The 17,713-nt window shown below is 66.0% G+C and carries 18 protein-coding genes; 13 read left to right on the top strand and 5 right to left on the bottom strand.

What is annotated here, in order from left to right; translation table 11 throughout:
* Nucleotides 1-4 precede the first annotated feature (4 nt).
* The gene (locus CXY77_RS06765; protein WP_092338171.1) at nucleotides 5-355 is read left to right on the top strand and encodes a hypothetical protein; all 351 of its coding nucleotides are present in this window, start codon (nucleotides 5-7) and stop codon (nucleotides 353-355) included.
* Here the strand turns inward: CXY77_RS06765 and CXY77_RS06760 are convergent.
* Both CXY77_RS06760 and CXY77_RS06755 read right to left on the bottom strand, forming a co-directional pair.
* Nucleotides 352-1,140 carry a coenzyme F420-0:L-glutamate ligase gene (locus tag CXY77_RS06760; protein ID WP_104129890.1) on the bottom strand — a complete coding sequence of 263 codons (789 nt, stop codon included), beginning with the start codon at nucleotides 1,138-1,140 and terminating at the stop codon, nucleotides 352-354. The genes CXY77_RS06765 and CXY77_RS06760 overlap by 4 nt on opposite strands.
* A 48-nt stretch (nucleotides 1,141-1,188) precedes the next feature.
* Nucleotides 1,189-2,190, bottom strand: a complete 1,002-nt coding sequence (locus CXY77_RS06755; RefSeq protein WP_092338173.1) for a TIGR03557 family F420-dependent LLM class oxidoreductase — start codon at nucleotides 2,188-2,190, stop codon at nucleotides 1,189-1,191.
* Nucleotides 2,191-2,298: 108 nt separating this feature from the next.
* On the opposite strand from CXY77_RS06755, the gene CXY77_RS06750 reads away from it, so the two are divergent.
* The 3 genes from CXY77_RS06750 to CXY77_RS21060 are packed head-to-tail and all read left to right on the top strand — an operon-like array spanning nucleotide 2,299 to nucleotide 3,720.
* Nucleotides 2,299-3,135: an exodeoxyribonuclease III gene (locus CXY77_RS06750; protein WP_092338175.1), complete on the top strand. Its 837-nt coding sequence runs from the start codon at nucleotides 2,299-2,301 to the stop codon at nucleotides 3,133-3,135.
* Nucleotides 3,136-3,387: an antibiotic biosynthesis monooxygenase gene (locus tag CXY77_RS21065; RefSeq protein WP_369831293.1), complete on the top strand. Its 252-nt coding sequence runs from the start codon at nucleotides 3,136-3,138 to the stop codon at nucleotides 3,385-3,387. It abuts the gene before it with no gap.
* A gap of 21 nt (nucleotides 3,388-3,408) precedes the next feature.
* Nucleotides 3,409-3,720, top strand: a complete 312-nt coding sequence (locus CXY77_RS21060) for a hypothetical protein (RefSeq protein WP_369831292.1) — start codon at nucleotides 3,409-3,411, stop codon at nucleotides 3,718-3,720.
* Nucleotides 3,721-3,799: 79 nt separating this feature from the next.
* Here the strand turns inward: CXY77_RS21060 and putP are convergent, their stop codons facing one another.
* The gene (gene putP, locus CXY77_RS06740) at nucleotides 3,800-5,305 is read right to left on the bottom strand and encodes a sodium/proline symporter PutP (RefSeq protein ID WP_104129858.1); all 1,506 of its coding nucleotides are present in this window, start codon (nucleotides 5,303-5,305) and stop codon (nucleotides 3,800-3,802) included.
* A 157-nt stretch (nucleotides 5,306-5,462) separates the two neighbouring features.
* On the opposite strand from putP, the gene CXY77_RS06735 reads away from it, so the two are divergent.
* Nucleotides 5,463-7,157 carry a dihydroxy-acid dehydratase gene (locus CXY77_RS06735; protein ID WP_104129857.1) on the top strand — a complete coding sequence of 565 codons (1,695 nt, stop codon included), beginning with the start codon at nucleotides 5,463-5,465 and terminating at the stop codon, nucleotides 7,155-7,157.
* An 18-nt stretch (nucleotides 7,158-7,175) separates the two neighbouring features.
* On the opposite strand, the gene CXY77_RS06730 is transcribed toward CXY77_RS06735, so the two are convergent.
* On the bottom strand, nucleotides 7,176-9,992 hold the full coding sequence (locus tag CXY77_RS06730) for an FAD-binding and (Fe-S)-binding domain-containing protein (RefSeq protein ID WP_104129856.1): 2,817 nt from the start codon (nucleotides 9,990-9,992) through the stop codon (nucleotides 7,176-7,178).
* A gap of 176 nt (nucleotides 9,993-10,168) precedes the next feature.
* Here CXY77_RS06730 and CXY77_RS06725 point away from each other — a divergent pair, with 176 nt between their 5' ends.
* The 6 genes from CXY77_RS06725 to CXY77_RS06700 are packed head-to-tail and all read left to right on the top strand — an operon-like array spanning nucleotide 10,169 to nucleotide 15,292.
* Nucleotides 10,169-10,918: an SDR family NAD(P)-dependent oxidoreductase gene (locus CXY77_RS06725; protein ID WP_104129855.1), complete on the top strand. Its 750-nt coding sequence runs from the start codon at nucleotides 10,169-10,171 to the stop codon at nucleotides 10,916-10,918.
* Between the two features lie 7 nt (nucleotides 10,919-10,925).
* A complete protein-coding gene (locus tag CXY77_RS06720) occupies nucleotides 10,926-11,525 on the top strand; it encodes a carboxymuconolactone decarboxylase family protein (protein ID WP_233197277.1) in 600 nt (199 codons plus the stop codon).
* Complete coding sequence (locus CXY77_RS06715) at nucleotides 11,522-12,703, top strand: CaiB/BaiF CoA-transferase family protein (RefSeq protein ID WP_104129853.1); 1,182 nt, start codon at nucleotides 11,522-11,524, stop codon at nucleotides 12,701-12,703. Before CXY77_RS06720 ends, CXY77_RS06715 begins: the two co-directional genes overlap by 4 nt.
* On the top strand, nucleotides 12,696-13,856 hold the full coding sequence (locus CXY77_RS06710) for an acyl-CoA dehydrogenase family protein (protein WP_104090059.1): 1,161 nt from the start codon (nucleotides 12,696-12,698) through the stop codon (nucleotides 13,854-13,856). Before CXY77_RS06715 ends, CXY77_RS06710 begins: the two co-directional genes overlap by 8 nt.
* 30 nt (nucleotides 13,857-13,886) lie before the next feature.
* Nucleotides 13,887-14,564 carry a GntR family transcriptional regulator gene (locus CXY77_RS06705; RefSeq protein ID WP_092338193.1) on the top strand — a complete coding sequence of 226 codons (678 nt, stop codon included), beginning with the start codon at nucleotides 13,887-13,889 and terminating at the stop codon, nucleotides 14,562-14,564.
* 41 nt (nucleotides 14,565-14,605) lie between these two features.
* A complete protein-coding gene (locus CXY77_RS06700) occupies nucleotides 14,606-15,292 on the top strand; it encodes a GntR family transcriptional regulator (protein WP_104090057.1) in 687 nt (228 codons plus the stop codon).
* Nucleotides 15,293-15,307: 15 nt separating this feature from the next.
* Here the strand turns inward: CXY77_RS06700 and CXY77_RS06695 are convergent, their stop codons facing one another.
* Nucleotides 15,308-16,042 carry a fumarylacetoacetate hydrolase family protein gene (locus CXY77_RS06695; protein ID WP_104129852.1) on the bottom strand — a complete coding sequence of 245 codons (735 nt, stop codon included), beginning with the start codon at nucleotides 16,040-16,042 and terminating at the stop codon, nucleotides 15,308-15,310.
* Between the two features lie 52 nt (nucleotides 16,043-16,094).
* Here CXY77_RS06695 and lhgO point away from each other — a divergent pair, with 52 nt between their 5' ends.
* Together lhgO and CXY77_RS06685 are read left to right on the top strand one after the other, a co-directional pair.
* Nucleotides 16,095-17,282, top strand: coding sequence for an L-2-hydroxyglutarate oxidase (gene lhgO / locus CXY77_RS06690; RefSeq protein ID WP_104129851.1), 1,188 nt, complete (start codon nucleotides 16,095-16,097; stop codon nucleotides 17,280-17,282).
* On the top strand, nucleotides 17,279-17,698 hold the full coding sequence (locus tag CXY77_RS06685; RefSeq protein ID WP_104090053.1) for a cupin domain-containing protein: 420 nt from the start codon (nucleotides 17,279-17,281) through the stop codon (nucleotides 17,696-17,698). Before lhgO ends, CXY77_RS06685 begins: the two co-directional genes overlap by 4 nt.
* Nucleotides 17,699-17,713 lie beyond the last annotated feature (15 nt).

Genomic DNA, 17,713 nt, shown 5'->3' with positions numbered 1-17,713 from the left:
TTCCATGTCACTCACCACTCAGTCCCGCACGTTGCCGATGGCCATCATGATCTACCTCGAACGCAGCGCCAGCGCGAAGCCCGCCTCCGCTGGAGCAACCTTCACCGAAAATGCGGTCGTCATCGATGACGGCAAGACCTACATGGGCGAGACGGCCATCACCGCCTGGCTCGCCGGCGGCGCCGCCGAATTCGAGTACACGACCACCCAGCTGCGCACCGAGAAGGACGAGTCGTCGACGACCGTCGTCAACCGCGTCGAGGGCAACTTTCCGGGCCGCAGCGTCGACCTGAACTACCGCTTCGAGCTCGACGCCGAGAGCGGCCTGATCCAGGCCCTCACCATCTCGATCTAGCTTTTACCGGCCGCTGCAGCCAAGCCGGCCGCGAACCCCTCGGCATACCCTTCAGCGCGCGCTTCGGCTGTGCCGAGTCGGAACATGTCGGTGGCGCTCGGGCGCTGCAGCGCCCGAGCGCCAGCGGCGTCCAGCTCGCCGACCAGTCGTCCGAGTCCGCGCACGACGGCGACCGGGTTGCCGCTGGTCTTGCCCTTGACCAGATCGGCGGCGCCGGCGATCTCGTCGGCGACCGCCGCGACGGTGACGTCGAGGCGACGACCCGAGACATCCGCTGTGCCGCGCAGGTCGTCGAGCACGGCGAGCCCTGCCGCGCCAATGGCGATGTCGGTCTGGCCTTCCCGCCAGGGGCGCCCGGCGGTGTCCGTGATCAGCACGCCGAGGCGCAGCCCGGTGCGTTCGCGGAGGGCCGAGCAGATCGCCCGCGCCGACGCGTCCGGATCGACCGGCAACAGCAGCACCACACCCTCGGGTGCATTGCTCGTGTCGACGCCGGCCGCCGCCATGACGAGGCCCTGCCGGTTCTCGACGATGCGGGTGACCCCGCCCGGGTGCGCCCGCGATGCTACGACGCGCACGGTCTCGTCGGTGATCGCCTGTTCGCGGTCGGCGGCCTGAACGACGCGTCCCTCAGCTTTGGAGACAATCTTGCTGGTCACCGCCACAATGTCGCCGTCGGCGAGGCGGGACTGCGCGGCTTCAGCGATCAGGTCCGCGAGGTCGTCGCCGGCAGTGATCTCGCCGAAACCCCCGAGCGTGAATACTTTGAGACCGAACAGCTCCATGGCGCCCACTTCGGCGGCGGCAGCGTCGGGCAGCGAATCGTGCGGCATCTAGCGCACCAGTTTCGGCAGAACGGATGCGCCGAAGACGTCGATCCACTGCTTCTGGTTACGGCCAACGTTGTGCAGGTAGATACGGTCGAAACCGAGGTCGACGAACCTCTGAATGTATTTGCGGTGCTCGTCGGGGTCGGCCGAGATGATCATGCGACCCTCGAAGTCCTCCGGGCGCACGAGTTTGGCCAGCTGCTCGAACTCGAATGGCGAACGGATGTCGCTCTTCGGAAATCGCATGCCGCCGTTCGGCCACTCGTGCAGCGCATTGGCCATCGCCTCTTCGTCGGTCTCGGCCCAGCTCAGGTGCAGCTGCAGCACCCTGGGCATCGTCGAGGGGTCTTTTCCGGCCTCGCGCGCACCGTCGTCGAATTTGCCGAACAGCATCGAGATCTTCTCCAGCGGGGCGCCGACCGTGATCAGGCCGTCGGCCAGCCGACCGGCGCGCTTGGCGGTGACCGGGCCGGCGGTGGCGACCAGAATCTCGGGGGCAACCGGCGGCATGGTCCACAGCCGGGTCGACTCGAGCTTGAAGAACTGGCCGGCGTGCTTGACGTCCCGGCCGGCCAGTGAGCCGGCGAACAGTTTGGAGATGATCTCGATGGCCTCGAACATGCGGTTGATGCGCTCGGGGGCCTCGGGCCAGTAGCCGCCCACGATGTGTTCGTTCAGAGCTTCTCCACTGCCCAGTCCCAGCCAGTGTCGGCCGGGGTACATCGAGGCGAGCGTCGCCGAGGCCTGGGCGACCATGGCGGGGTGCCAGCGAAACGTCGGGGCGGTCACGCCGGGCCCGAAGTTGCCGGTGGTGCGCTCGGCGATCGAGGCGAGCACGCCCCAGACAAAGCTCGACTGCCCCTGCGCCGGAACCCAGGGCTGAAAGTGGTCGGCCGCCATCACACCGGTGAAACCGTGCTGCTCGGCGTACGCCGAGAGTGCGACCGCTTCGGCCGGTGGAAACTGCTCCAACATGGCCGCATAGCCAATTTGCAATTGGGTCACTGTGACCTTTCCGCGCTCAAGAATGTTGTACCCATTCAATCGCACCACGGCCGGGGCCGCTTCCGATACCGCCGCCTGGCATCCGCTTCAGGCTTATAGGCTTGACGAATGCGCATTGCCACCTGGAACGTCAACTCCGTTCGTGCCCGCTCCGGGCGAATCGTCGACTGGATGGAACGCGAGGACATCGACGTTCTCGCCATGCAGGAGATCAAGTGCAAGCCGGAGCAATTTCCGTCGCAGGCGTTCGAGGATGCCGGCTACGACCTGGCCATTCACGGCCTCAGCCAGTGGAACGGTGTGGCGTTCGCGAGCCGGGAACCGATGACGGATGTTGTCACCACCTTTCCGAATATGCCCGGCTTCCAGAAGGGGTCAGTTGGCCCTGACCAGCCGCTCGAGGCGCGCGCGCTCGGCGTGACCGTGACCGACCTGCGGCTGTGGAGCCTCTACGTGCCGAACGGTCGCGCGCTCGGCGACCCGCACTACGCCTACAAGCTGGCCTGGCTGAAGGCGCTCCAGACCCACACGGCCGAGGAACTCAGCCAGCACCCCGCGCTCGCGCTGGCCATGATGGGCGACTGGAACGTCGCGCCGCGCGACGAAGACATGGGCGACCCGAGCTTCGTGCCCGGGCTCTCGACCCACATCTCTGTGGCCGAGCGGGCCGCGTTTGACGCCTTCGAACGGGCAGGACTGACCGACGTCGTGCGGCCGATCGTGCCCGAAGGGTTCACCTTCTGGGACTATAAGCAGCTGCGTTTTCCGCGCAACGAGGGCATGCGCATCGACTTTATTCTCGGCTCCCCAGCCTTCGCCGATCTGGTGACGGATGCCAGCATCCACCGCAACGAACGCAAGGGCGACGCCCCGAGCGACCATGTGCCGGTGCTCGTCGACCTCGATCTCGGCGGCGATGACGACGACCGCCCGATGATTTTCTAGATGGCTCTCACACCCCCATCCGCGTCACCATCCGTCACCGTTTCCATCACCCGCACGGTCGATCCGGCGCGCTTCACCGAGGCGAGCGAGTGGGTGCAGTACGGCATCAACCTCGCCCACAAATACGCCGGGTTTCTCGGGTCGGGCTGGGTGCGGGGCAGCGAAGATTCCGCGACCTGGAACATGCTGTACCGCTTCTCCGACCCCGAGAGTCTTGAGGCCTGGGAGAATTCCGACGAGCGCACCGAGTGACTCGAGGCCGGAACCGACCTGGTGCTCGACGCCCACGTGGAGAAACGCACCGGCATCGAGGGTTGGTTCGACGGCATGCAACCGGAGCCGGGAGAACCTGCCCTGGTGCCGCCGCCGCGCGGGAAGCAAGCGATCAGCATCTGGTTCGGCTTCTTTCCGGTCAACCTCGTCTTCACCCTGCTCGTGACCTGGTTCGTTCCCGGCTGGGGCGACCTCGCGACGGCGCTCAAGGTGCTGCTGACCACCCTCGTGCTCACGCCGCTGATGGCCTACTTCGTGCTGCCGTGGGTGACCCGGATGCTGCGCCCCTGGCTGCAGAAACAGCCCCGCTGACCAAGGCCAACACCAACGGCATCCGGCGTCGGCGAGAAGCCTACGACGGATGCCGCCCAGGTGTGAAGCGCGAGGTGCGTTAGACGGACACCTTTTCGGGCGCCACGTACTTTGAGTGCGCCTGTTCGGCGGCCAGATCGAACTCGGCGTCGATCTCAGCGTTGGGCTTGTAGGTGAGCAGCGAAACGACGACGGCCACGATCAGGCTGGCGGCGAAGCCCGGCACGATCTCGTACATCACGCCGGCCAGGGGGGAATTTCCCCAGATGAACACGACGACAGCGCCGGCGACCATCGAGGCGAGCGTGCCCCAGGTGGAGAGCTTCTTCCAGAACAGGGAGAGGAGTACGACCGGTCCGAACGCGGCACCGAAGCCGGCCCAGGCAAAGCCGACCAGCGCGAGGATGGTCGTGTCGCGGTTCAAGGCGATGATGCCGGCGACGACTGCCACGAGCAAAACTCCGATACGGCCGAGCATCACCAGGTGCTTCGACGAGGCGTTCTTCTTGCCGACGATCTTGTAGAGGTCTTCGACCAGCGCCGAGGACGAGACGATCAGCTGCGAGGAAATGGTGCTCATGATAGCGGCGAGAACGGCTGCCAGGACCAGACCCGCGATGAACGGGTGGAACAGGGTCTGAGCCAGCATCAGGAAGACAGTTTCGGGGTCGGCTAGAGTCAGGTCCGGGTTCTGCTGGAAGTAGGCGATGCCGATGAGGGCGGTTGCGACGGCGCCGAGGGCGGTGAGAATCATCCAGCCGATGCCGATGCGGCGACCGGCCGTTGCATCCTGCGGGGTGCGCATGGCCATGAAGCGCACGATGATGTGCGGCTGGCCGACGTAGCCGAGGCCCCAGGCTGCGGCGGAGATGATGCCGAGGGCGGTTCCACCGGCCGTGAGGGAGAGCAGGTCGGGGTTGAACTCACGAATGGAGTCCAGGGTGGCCGTGATTCCGCCGGTGGCATTGAGGGCCACGACGGGAATCGCAATCAGCGCGACCAGCATGAGAATGCCCTGGGCGACGTCGGTGAGGGTGGCGCCAAGAAAACCGCCGAACAGTGTGTAGAGCAGGGTCACTCCGCCGACGATCAGCATGCCGGTGAGGAACGTCGAGCCGAAGGACGTCTCGAAGAACACGCCGCCGGCGACCATGCCGGAGGCCACGTAGAAGGTGAAGAACACCAGGATGATCACGCCGGAGACGATGCGCAGCAGGCGTGATGAGTCTTTGAGCCGGTTCTCGAAGAAGCTCGGGATGGTGATCGAGTTGTTTGACACGAAGGTATAGGAACGGAGCCGCGGGGCCACGAACTTCCAGTTCAGCCAGGCGCCGATGGTCAGGCCGATGGCCATCCAGGCTTCGACCAGGCCACCCACGTAGATTGCTCCGGGAAGGCCAAGCAGAAGCCAGCCGGACATGTCGGAGGCTCCGGCGCTCAGGGCTGCTGTGCCCGGTTTGAGGCCTCGGCCGGCGAGCATATAGTCGTCAAGATCTTTCGTTTGCCGAAAGGCAAAGTACCCGATGGTGACCATGCCAACGAGGTATAAAACGATTGCGATTAACTGAAATGTTTGATCCGTCAATGGGATTCCTTTGTTGGGATGCCCGACGTACTGGACGTGATTACCCGAGGTGCCGGGCAAGCTCAAAGCTCCAGTCTCGCAGAAACACGGGCTTTTTACTATTGTTTGTCCCCCATTTACTCATCCAGCTCGCGAGGGTGTGCGATCCTGAGTGGTCATGCACACAAATGACAGAGCTGTCGGCGTTGACCGCAAACTGACCAATTATGCCGACCGGGATTTCAGCAAATTCATTCGGCGGGCCTTTCTTGCCTCGGCCGGATTGGACCCCGAAGACCTCGACCGACCGGTCGTTGGCATCGTCAATACCTCCTCGGATTTCACGACCTGCCACCGGGATATGCCTCAGCTCATCGAGAGCGTGAAACGCGGAGTACTCGAGGCCGGCGGCCTGCCCTTCGTCTTTCCGGTCGTGTCCATCGGTGAAATTCTGACCACCCCCACGAGCATGCTCTTTCGCAATCTCATGGCCATGGAACTCGAAGAGCAGCTCGGCAGCCAACCGATGGATTCGGTGGTTCTGCTGGGAGGCTGCGACAAGACCGTGCCGGCCGAACTCATGGCGGCAGCGTCGGCCGATATCCCGGCGATTTCGCTCGTCGTCGGCCCGATGTCCGTCGGAAGCTACAAGGGCGAACGGCTCGGCGCCTGCACCGACTGTCGCCGCCTGTGGTCGGAGTTCCGCGCCGGTGCGATCGACGAGACCACCATCGGCGAGATCAACCAGGAACTCGCGCCGACCGCCGGTACCTGCATGGTGATGGGTACGGCCTCAACCATGGCCTGCGTCGTTGAAGCGATGGGAATGTCGCTCCCCTTCGCCGGCACCGCACCGGCCGTCTCCGCCCACCGGCTGCGGCTCGGCGTGCAGACCGGCCGTCGGGCCGTCGAGATCGCCGCCGCCGACCGCCGACCGTCGCAGATCATGACTGCGGGGGCATTCCGCAACGCGGTGACCGTACTCGCTGCCATCTCCGGTTCGACGAACGCGATCATCCACCTGACCGCGATTGCCCGGCGGCTCGGCATTGAGCTCGACCTCGACGACTTTCACGAGATCGCGGCGCGCACTCCGCTGCTGGTGGACTGCAAACCGGCCGGCCAGAACTACCTGCCGGACATGCACCGCGACGGCGGGGTGCCCGCCCTGCTCAAAACCCTGTCCCCGCTGCTCGACCTCGATGTGCTGACCATCACCGGCCAGACCCTGGGCGAAGCCCTCGACGGAGCCGTTGCTCCCCAGGCCTGGCAGAGCACGGTGCACGCGCTCGACGATCCACTCGGACCGACCGGTGCGCTCGTGGCGTTGACCGGCTCCCTCGCGCCGGACGGCGCCGTGATCAAAGTGGCAGCGGCATCCGCTCACCTGCTGGTGCATGAGGGGATCGCTGCGGTGTTCGATTCCCTCGATGATGTGGAGGCGCGGCTGAACGATGAGAGTCTCGCGCTGACCCCGAATCACGTGCTGGTCATGCGCAACATCGGCCCGGTCGGGGCCGGCATGCCGGAAGCCGGATCGATTCCCATCCCCCGCTATCTGGCCCGGCAGGGCGTTCGCGACATGGTGCGCATCTCGGACGGGCGCATGAGCGGCACCGCCTATGGCACGATCGTGCTGCACTGTGCACCGGAGGCCGCGATCGGCGGGCCGCTCGCCCTGGTTCGTGACGGCGATCGGATTCGGCTCGACGTGCCCGGTCGCACAGTCGACCTGCTCGTGGACGACGAGGAGCTCGCCCGTCGGCGTGCCGACCTGCAGCTGCCGGCCCTGCCTGCGCGCGGCTGGAGTCGACTGCACGCGTCGACGGTTCTGCAGGCCCCAGAGGGTGCCGATCTGGCCTTCCTGCAATAGATACTGTTGCGCTAGTTGTCAGGACGGGTCGAGCAACTGCGCCAAGTGGATGCCGCGGCGGTCGCTGAGATCCTGCAGCTGGGTTCGGCAGGAGAAGCCATCGGCGAGCATCACGGTCGCAGCCGCGGCGCCGCGCACCGCCGGAAGAAGTTGCTGTTCGGCCACGGCGATCGACACGTCGTAGTGGCCGCGCTCCACGCCGAAGTTGCCGGCCAGCCCACAGCATCCGCCCAGTTGGGTCAGTTCGGCGCCGGCCTGCTGCAGCAGCGCAGCGTCGGGGCTCCAGCCCATCACGGCGTGGTGGTGGCAGTGCGGTTGGGCCACGACGGTGGTGCCTTGAAGGTTCGGCGGTACATAGTCGGGCAGCGTCGCCAGAAATTCGGCGAGCGTATGGGTGGCCGCGGCCACCGGCTGCGCCGCCTCATGGCCGAGTAGTTCGAGGGCGTCGGAGCGGAGCACACCGGTGCAGGAGGGCTCGAGTCCCACGATCGGGATACCGGCGTGCGCGACCGCGGCGAGCTGGCCGACGGTTTTGCCGAGAATGGTGCGCGCCGCATCGAGCTGCCCGGTGGAGATCCAGGTGAGGCCGCAACAGAGCGGCTGCTCGGGGATCTGCACGGTGCATCCGGCGGCTTCCAGCACCCGCACTGCGGCACGGCCCACCTCCGGCGTGAAATAGTTCGTGAAGGAATCCGCCCAGAGCAGTACCGGGCGCGCATTCTCGGCGCTAGGGCGCGGCTCGCGAGCCTGAAACCAGTCAGTGAAGGTCTGTTCGGCGAAGGTTGGGATCGAGCGACGGTGGTCGATGCCGGCCAGCCAAAGAGCCAGTCGGCTCAGCAGGGGCAGCCGCACCAGCCGGTTGAGCAGCTTCGGGGCGACGGAGGCCAGGCGAGCCCACCGCGGCAGCCAGCCCAGCGAGTAGTGGGTGATCGGGCGCAGCCGACCCTTGAAACTCTGGTGCAGCACCTCCGCCTTGTAGGCCGCCATGTCCACCCCGGTCGGACAATCCGAGGCGCAGCCCTTGCAGGACAGACACAGATCGAGGGCATCGTGCACTTCCGGTGAACGCCAGTTCGCGCCACCCTGGTTGATCATCTCCTGCAGCACCCGGGCCCGGCCCCGCGTGGAATCCTTCTCCTCCCGGGTCGCCAGGTAGGAGGGGCACATCACGCTGTCGCCGGTGTTCTCGGCGCGACACACGCCCACTCCGGTGCAGCGGTGCACGGCCTGGCTGAAGTCGCCCCCGTCAGAGGCATAGGACAGGGCCAGCCCGGTGCGCACCGACGGCGCGTGCGCCGAGCGGATGTCCGCATCCAGCGGGCGCGGATCCACGACGATCCCCGGGTTCAGCACGTTGTCCGGGTCCATGATGGCCTTCACCGAGCCGAACAGGGCGAGCGCAGCCTCGGAGTACATGATGGGTAGCAGCTCGCTCCGGGCCCGGCCGTCGCCGTGCTCGCCGGAGAGCGACCCGCCATAGCTGGCCACGAGCCGGGCCGCATCCGTCATGAACGCCCGGAATCGGGCCCGGCCGTCGGCGCGGCCGAAGGGAAAATCGAGGCGGACGTGCACGCAGCCATCGCCGAAGTGCCCGTAGGGAAACCCGACCAGGTCATGCCCGCGGAGAAGCTCGTCGAAGTCGCGCAGGTAGGCGCCGAGGCGCTCCGGCGGAACGGCGGCGTCTTCCCAGCCGGAATGGGCCGGTGCCCCCACCGGCGACCGACCGGCCAGTCCGGCGCCGTCTTCCCGAATCTTCCACAGTTGGGCGGCCTGGCGCGGGTCGGTGATCACCCTCGCGTCCACCGCGGAATCGATCCGGCTCACGCGCAGGGCTCGGTCACTGACCTCCTGCGGGTCTCCGCCGCACACCTCGATGAACAGCCAGGCCGTGCCGGCCGGAAGGTCGGGAACGGCCTCTCGGCCTTTTCGGGTGCGCACGACATCGACGATGCGCGAGTCGAGCCCCTCGCAGGCGGTCGGCTGAAAGGGCAGCACGGCCATGACCGCGTCGCCGGCCGAACCGATGTCGGAGAAGCCGAGCACGACCATCCGCTTGTGAGCGGCGTCGGCGACCAGGCTGACGCCGGCTTCCAAGACGATCGCCAGGCTGCCCTCACTGCCGACCAGCGCGCGCCGCAGGTCGAAATCGCGCTCGGGCAGCAGATGTTCGAGGGCATAGCCGGAGACCTGGCGGCCGAAACGGCCCAGTTCGGTGCGGATGGTGCCGAGCTCACCGCGCACGAGTTCGCGGAGGGCGTCGGTTTGGGGCGAGGCGGGGGTGCCGTCGCCCCCGAGAAAGAGCCGTTCGCCGGTTCCGGTCAGCACGTCAAGGTGGGTCACGTTGTCGGCGGTTCGGCCGTAGGCCAGGGTGCGCGAACCGCAGGCATTGTTGCCGATCATGCCGCCAATGGTGCAGCGGGTGTGCGTCGACGGGTCGGGGCCGAAGCGCAGACCGAGCTTGAGCGCCGCCTGCTGCAGGGTGGCGTGCACCGTTCCCGGCTGCACCACCGCCGTGCGGGCCTCGGCGTCAATCGACACGACCTGGTTCAGGTACCGGCTGAAATCCAGGATGACGCCGGCACCGATGGCGTTTCCGGCCACCGACGTGCCGGCGCCGCGCGAGGTGAGGGGAATGCCCCGGTCTAGGCAGAGCGCCAACGTCGTGGCCACGTCATCGACGTCGCGCGGCAGCACGACGGCCGACGGAACGACGCGGTAGAGCGAAGCGTCCGAGGAATACGCCGCCCTCGTCGTGTCGTCGTCGCGCACATGCCGCACCCCCCGGGAGCGCAGAGCGGTGGCCAGAGATTGCGGCTGTGCGACGACGGTGTGCATGGGTAGCAATGCTACCGGCGTCGTATTGTGCACAATGCGCTCCGAAAGTTCTTAGGCCCGAGTCTTTGACTCCCGCCTCAAATTGGATACAGTATCCAAATGAGTCTTTGCAACGATGCAATCCAACCGACACTCGCTCCGGCGCACGTTCCGGCACCCTGTGGCCGGAGCACGCGATGACCGGCACGACGAATGACTGGCTCGGCCTCGCCACCCAGCGCGTTCTCGTGGCGGGTGCCGGGGGAATCGGCACCGCCTGCGCTCTCGCCTTTCTGGAGGTTGGTGCCCAGGTTGTCGTGGCCGATCTCAGCCCAGAGCGTCTCGCCGAGCTGGATCCCCGCATCATCGGCGTACAGGCAGACCTGACGACCACGGCCGGATGCGAGAGTGTGGTCGCCACGGTGGTGGAACGCCTCGGCGGCCTCGATGTGCTCGTGCACGCCGTGGGGATCAACCATCGGGTTCCCGTGCTCGACCTGAACGACGACGACTGGCAACGCATCCTCGACGTCAACCTCTCCAGCGCATTCCGTCTCGGCAAGGCTGCCGCCCGAATCATGATCGATGCCGGCTACGGGCGTCAGGTATTCTGCTCCTCGGTTTCGAGCACCCTCGCCCACGCCGACCACGCGCCGTACGCGGCGAGCAAGGGCGGCCTCAACCAACTCGTGCGGGTGATGGCGCGCGAATGGGCCGCCTCCGGCGTCACGGTCAACGCCATCGCGCCGGGTTACACCGAGACCGAGCTGACCCGCGCACACCTGGACCGGCCCGGAATGCGGGACCACTACACCGAGCTGGTGCCGGCCGGCCGGCTCGGCACCGTGGATGACCTCACCGGTTCCATGCTCTTTCTGGCCTCACGCCAGGCGGCCTTCGTCACCGGTCAGGTGCTGTTCATCGACGGCGGGCGGACCCTTGTCTGATCGGGCCGTGATCGAACACGCACAGGGCGGGCGTCTTCCGCTGCTGTCCCCGTCCGACCTCGACCCCGCCGGGCGACGCCTCTACGACGACATCATCGCTCCCCCGCGCGGCGACGGGCCGTTCCTCGTGGTCGACGATGACGGGCTGCTGGCCGGCCCGTTCAACGCGCTGCTGTACTCCCCCGCCCTGGGTCAGGCCGTTTCGGCCCTCGGTGCCTCGCTGCGTTTTGCCGGCACGCTCGAGAACCGCACCCGCGAACTGCTGGTGTGCTTGATCGCCGCCGTATATGGCTGTGAGTACGAGTGGTACGCCCACAGCCGAGTGGCGGCCACGGTCGGCATCACGCCGCTTGAATTGCGGGCGCTTGCCCAGGGGGTGACGCCCGAGACGGCCACCGAGGCGGAGGCATCCGCTCTCGCCTTCGCGCTGGCGCTCGTGCGAGACCGCGCCGTCGATGCGGCCACCCACGCTCGGGCGGAACAGCATCACGGCCACGCCGGCCTGGTCGAGATCACCATCTTGGCCGGGTATTACCAGCTGCTGGCCGGTCTATTGATCGCGTTCGACGTTCCCGCTCCGTCTGGCGTCACGGAGGTCTCCTCATGATCGACACCGATACCGGGTCGCCGCTCGGCGGCATCAAGGTCGCCGATTTCTCCCGGGTATTGGCCGGTCCGTTCGCCTCCATGATGCTCGCCGACTTTGGAGCCGACGTCATCAAGATCGAGCACCCGGCCGGGGACGACACCCGGGCCTGGGTTCCGCCGGTCGACGCGAACGGCATGGGCTCCTACTTTGCCAGCGTGAACCGCAACAAGAGATCCATCGTCTGCGACCTGCGCACGGAAGCTGGGTTGGCCGAAGCCCGCAGCATCGCCCTCGCCGCCGACGTGGTGATCGAGAATTTTCGTTCGGGCGTGATGGAAAAGTACGGACTTGACGATGCTTCGCTCCGACTGGAGCGACCGGATCTGGTCTACTGTTCGATCACCGGTTTCGGTACGGATGCCGGGGCTCACCTTCCCGGGTATGACCTGCTGGTGCAGGCCGTCGGTGGTCTCATGAGTGTGACCGGATCCCCCGATTCCGAGCCCAGCAAGGTGGGCGTCGCGCTCGTCGATGTGATCACCGGCCAAAACGCCGTCGTGGGAATCCTCGCCTCACTGCGGGTGCGCGATCGCACCGGGCAGGGGCAACGCGTGGAGGTGAACCTGCTCTCCTCGCTGCTGGCCGGCATGGTCAACCAGTCGTCGAGCACGCTCGCCACCGGAACGGCGCCGCGCCGAATGGGAAACGCACACCCGAGCATTGCGCCCTACGAAACCTTCAGCACCCAGGATGGCCCGATCGCCGTAGCGGTCGGCACCGACAAACAATTCGTCAACCTGGTGCGCGTACTCGGTCTGCCCGAGCTGGCCGACGACGACCGTTTCGGCAGCAATACCGAGCGTCTGGCCCACCGGGCTGCGCTCAAGGAACTGCTCGAGGAGCGCTTGCAGCATCGGCCTGCCGCAGAGTGGTCGGCCGCTCTGCTCTTGGCCGGAGTACCGGCCGGCAAGGTGAACTCGATTCTCGAAGCGCTCGAGCTTGCCACGACGCTCGGCCTTGCTCCCGTCGTGGACGTGACAGACGGCTCCCGTACCAGTCGGCAGATCGCTAACCCGATTCGCCTCTCCCAGACCCCCGCGCGCTATCTGCGACCGCCACCGTTGCTCGGCGAACACGCCGGAGCCACGTTCAACACCACAGCAACCACCACGACCAGAAGGACAGCCCATGCTTGACACCTCAGATCTCATCGGCATTGAATCCCTGCTCACCGACACCGAGATCGCCCTGCGCGGAGAAGTTCGTTCCTTCGTCGACTCGTCGATCAAACCAAACATTGCGAATTGGTACGAGAAGGCGATTTTTCCGCTCGAAATTGTGCCGGAAATGGCCAAGCTCGGTCTTCTCGGCATGCACCTCAAGGGCTACGGCTGCCCCGGGCGCACGTCGGTGGAGTATGGCCTCGCGGCGATGGAACTGGAGGCAGGCGATTCCGGGCTGCGCACCTTCGTGAGCGTGCAGGGCTCCCTCGCCATGAGCGCGATTCACAAGCACGGCTCCGAGGAGCAGAAGAACGAGTGGCTGCCCCGCATGGCCGCCGGTGAGATCATCGGCTGCTTCGGCCTGACCGAGCCGACGGCCGGGTCTGACCCGGGAAGCATGACCACCTTCGCCCATCGTGATGGCTCCGACTGGGTGCTGAACGGCACGAAACGGTGGATCGGACTCGCCTCGGTGGCCCAGGTGGCCATCATTTGGGCGATGACCGGAGACGGTATCCGCGGGTTCATCGTGCCCACCGACACTCCCGGCTTCGTCGCGACCCCGATCGAGCCGAAGCTGTCGATGCGGGCGTCGATCCAGTGCGAAATCCAGCTCACCGACCTGCGACTGCCGGAGTCAGCGATGCTGCCGAAGGCTCGCGGTCTGCGCGGACCATTCGAGTGCCTCAACGAGGCGCGCTACGGCATCATCTGGGGCGCGATGGGCGCTGCCCGAGACAGCTACCTGACCGTTCTCGACTTCTCTCGCGAGCGGATGCAGTTCGGCAAGCCGCTCGCCGGCTACCAGCTGACCCAGCAGAAACTCGTCAATATGGCACTCGAAATCAACAAGGGAACCCTGCTGGCCCTGCAGATCGGGCGGCTCAAGGACCTCGGAACGCTGTCGACCCACCAAATCTCGGTGGGCAAGTTGAACAACTGCCGGGAGGCCATCGAAGTCTGCCGGGAAGCGCGGGCCATGCTCGGCGGGAACGGCATCACCCTGGACTATTCCCCGATGCGCCACGCGAACAACCTGGAAAGCGTGCGCACCTATGAAGGTACCGATGAGGTGCACACCCTCATTCTCGGGCAGCACATCACCGGCATCGCGGCCTTCCGCTGAGTAAGTGTGAGTGAGGGGTGGGTTAGAGTCATGACCGTGACACGACTAACTCCCCCCTCGGTGACCGGCCCCCGGCCATCGACGGCCCCGGAATTCGTCCTCAAGGAGCTGCGGCGGCTGATCGTCGTCGGCGAGCTGGTTCCCGACCAGCCGCTTCGCCAGGACACGCTCGCCGAACGCCTCGGGGTGAGCCGGGTGCCGGTTCGCGAGGCACTGAACACGCTGGCAGCCGAGGGTCGGGTGGTGCACGAGCCGCACCGTGGCTACCGGGTGGCGCGGTTGTCGTTGGGCGACCTGCTGGAGGTCTACCGACTTCGGCAGCTGCTCGAGACCGAAGCCGTGCGCACGACCATGGCCAATCCGCCGGCCGGCGTGCTGAGCGATTTTCGCGACGCTGCCCGCGCGGTCGAAATCGCCAGCGACGGTGGCGACCTCCTGGCGATGACCGAAGCCAATCGACGGTTTCACTTCGTGCTGGTGGCGGCAGCCGGGCTGCCGCGGCTGGAACGTATTGTCGGAGCCCTGTGGGACTCGACCGAGGCCTACCGGCTGCTGTACTACGAAACCCCCAGCAACCGGGAGCGCGTGGAGAGTGAACACTCGCAAATGGTGGAGGCTTTCGCCGCCGGCGACACCGACCGGCTGATCCAGCTCCTGGACGATCACCGGCGACACGCCACGAACGCGCTCCGTGCCCTGCTGACTTAGAGCACCAAACTCGTCCAAACTATAGCCGGTAGGATTTTACTATGGCACGAGACGACGCACCGGAACGCACAACGCACGCTGACAAGGTCTACGCCCTCTTGTTCGGCCAGTTGATGAACGGCACGTTCGATCCGGGTGCCGCGCTGAACATTCCCACGCTGTCGCGCGAGTTCGAGGTGAGCCAGACTCCGATCCGCGAGGCGCTCGCCCGTCTCGAACACACCGGGCTCGTGCATCGCGAAGCTCTTCGGGGCTACTTCGTGGCACCGCTGTTCAGCGAAGTCGAGCTGGATAAGCTGATGGAAGCCCGGCTCGTGCTCGAGCCGGCCCTGGCTCTGGAGGCTGGCCGGCGGGTGACGCCGGAGTTCCTCGCGAAACTCCTGGTGCCGATCGATGACCTGCTGCGCCTCTCGGAGTCCCAGGTGGTGCGTTCCTTTCGGGAGTACTGGTCGGCTGACGAGGATTTTCACTCTCTCATCGCCGAGCAGTCGGCGAACCCCTTTCTCGAGGGGGCCTATCGGTCCCTCGGCGGTCAGGTGCAGCGCTTTCGCCTGTTCGTGAAACTCGGTTCAGCGGATGCCCGGTTCGCTGCTGCAGAACACCGGCAGATCTACGATGCTTTCGTGGCGCGTGCGCCCGAAGCCGCTGCCGACCTGATGCGCCACCACATCGAGAGCGCCCGGTTGCGCGCTCTCAGTGATCGCAAAACCATCCTCGCGAACGAATAGCGGCGATTCGCCGGGTCAGACGACGCGAAAGCTCAGCTCGCCGATTCCGTCGACACCACCACGAACCTCGTTGCCGGCCACGATGGCGCCCACTCCGGCCGGAGTGCCGGTGAAGATCAGATCGCCCGGCCGGAGGGTGACGAAGCGCGACAGCGACGCGACCACTTCCGGAACGGACCAGATCTGGTCGGCGAGATCGCCGTGCTGGCGACTGTCGCCATCCACGCTCAGCCACACGGTTCCGGCAGCCGGATGGCCGATTCGGGCTGCTGCCACAAGGGGGGTGCAGGGGCCTGAGAAGTCGAACCCCTTGGAGAGATCCCACGGCCGCTTCAGCGCCTTGGCCTCGTCCTGGAGGTCGCGGCGCGTCAGGTCGATCCCGGCGCCGTAGCCCCAGACGTAACTGAGGGCATCCGCTACCGTGATATCGCTGCCGCCGGCGCCGATCGCCACGACGAGTTCCATCTCGTAGTGCAGATTGGCGGTCTGCGGCGGGTAGGGCACCTTGTGCGGGGCGATCCCGAACTCCGGAACACCCTCGTCGACGGCGAACACGGCATCGGCCGGCTTGGCGAAGAAGAAGGGGGGCTCCCGATCGGGGTCGTTACCCAGTTCGCGCGCGTGATCGGCATAGTTGCGCCCCACGCAGAACACCCGGCGCAGGTAGTAGCGATCATCCGAGTCGATGATCGGAAGGCTGGGCGCGGTCGGCGGCGAGGAGACGGCAGACAGTGGATTGATCGGGTGCATTATTTCACTATAGTATGCTCTCAGTAAGCAAACTATAGGCGGGATCGAATCAATGAAGACTCACGTCATCGTCGCCGGAGCGGGCATCGTCGGACTTTCCACCGCGTACGAGCTCACGCGCCGAGGCCACCGCGTGACCGTGCTGGAGAAGGAACGCGGCGTTGCGGCGCACCAGACCGGCAACAATTCCGGCGTCATCCACTCCGGCCTGTACTACACCCCCGGAAGCCTGAAGGCGACGCTGGGCCAGGCCGGGGCCATTTCAATGGAGCGCTTCGCGAAAGACAACGGAGTCGCCATTGATATCTGCGGAAAACTCGTTGTCGCCACGAGTGCGTCTCAGATACCAGCGTTGGAACGACTCTACGAACGCGGCCAGGCCAACGGAGTGGGCTGCAGCATCGTCAGCGCGTCCGAGGCGCGCGAGGTTGAGCCTCACGTCAACGCCGTGGCCGCGTTGAAGGTGCCATCCACCGGCATCGTGGACTATCGCGGCGTGTGCGCCGCACTGCGTCGGCTGATCGAGCAGGGCGGCGGTGAAGTTCTCTTCGACCAGAAGATCGTCGGCGTGACGACCCATCCGGACGCGGTGACGGTCACCACGAAAGTGGCGGAATATCGCGCCGACGAGTTCGTGAACTGCGCCGGACTGCACAGCGACCGGGTCGCCAGTCTGGCCGGCCTGAAACCCGACGTGCGGATCATTCCGTTTCGGGGCGAATACTTTGAGCTCACGCCCGAGTCGACGCACCTGGTGAACGGCCTCATCTATCCGGTGCCGAACCCGGCGTTTCCGTTCCTCGGAGTGCACCTGACCAAAATGGTCAAGGGGGGCGTTCACGCCGGACCCAATGCCGTCTTCGCCCTCGCCCGCGAAGGCTATACCTGGCTTCAGATCAACCCCCGGGATACCTGGGAAAGCGCCAGATGGCCAGGTTTGTGGAAGTTGGGCAAGAAGTTCTGGCGAAACGGACTCGATGAGGTCGCCCGTTCCCTGTCGCAGAAGCGCTTTCTGGCGAGCCTGCGCGAGCTCGTTCCCGCACTGGCCGACGACAGTCTGGTGCCCACCCACGCCGGAGTACGCGCTCAGGCCATGCGACGAGACGGCAGCCTGGTCGACGATTTCTACTTTGAACGCGCCCCCCGGCAAATTCACGTGCTGAATGCGCCATCCCCCGCCGCGACGGCCGGGCTGGAAATCGGCCGGGCTGTTGCCGATGAATTGGCAGCCCTACGATGACCGAGCCGACGCGCGTGGTGCTGCCGCGCATTCTGGTTCCGGCCGCCCTGCCGGCGCGGGATCGCGGCAACGGCGCATCCACTGTTGCTCTCGTCACCAAAGCGATTGGCGCAGACACTTTTCTCAATGGCCTGACGACCTTCGAACCTGGGGCAGCGATCGGCCACCACAGCCACAACTGTATCGAGAGCGTGGTCGTCGTTCAGGGTGAAGCAGTCGTGAACATCGACGGCGTTGACACACGGTTGTCGACCTTCGACACCACCTTTGTTCCCGCCGATATTCCGCATCACTTTCGCAATGCGTCGCTGGTCAACCCCATGCGCATCCTCTGGACCTACGGGTCAGCCGATGCGACCCGCACAATGGTGGACACCGGCGTCACGGGCCGGATCGACGGCGAAGACCACGGTTAGCCCCTTCCCGTTGAA

Origin of the sequence: Cryobacterium sp. N21, from assembly GCF_002929575.1 — a bacterium.
In the GTDB taxonomy this organism is placed as follows: Bacteria; Actinomycetota; Actinomycetes; order Actinomycetales; family Microbacteriaceae; genus Cryobacterium; species Cryobacterium flavum.
Note: the sequence above shows the minus strand (reverse complement) of the source record. Positions and strands in the feature narration are given on the sequence as shown.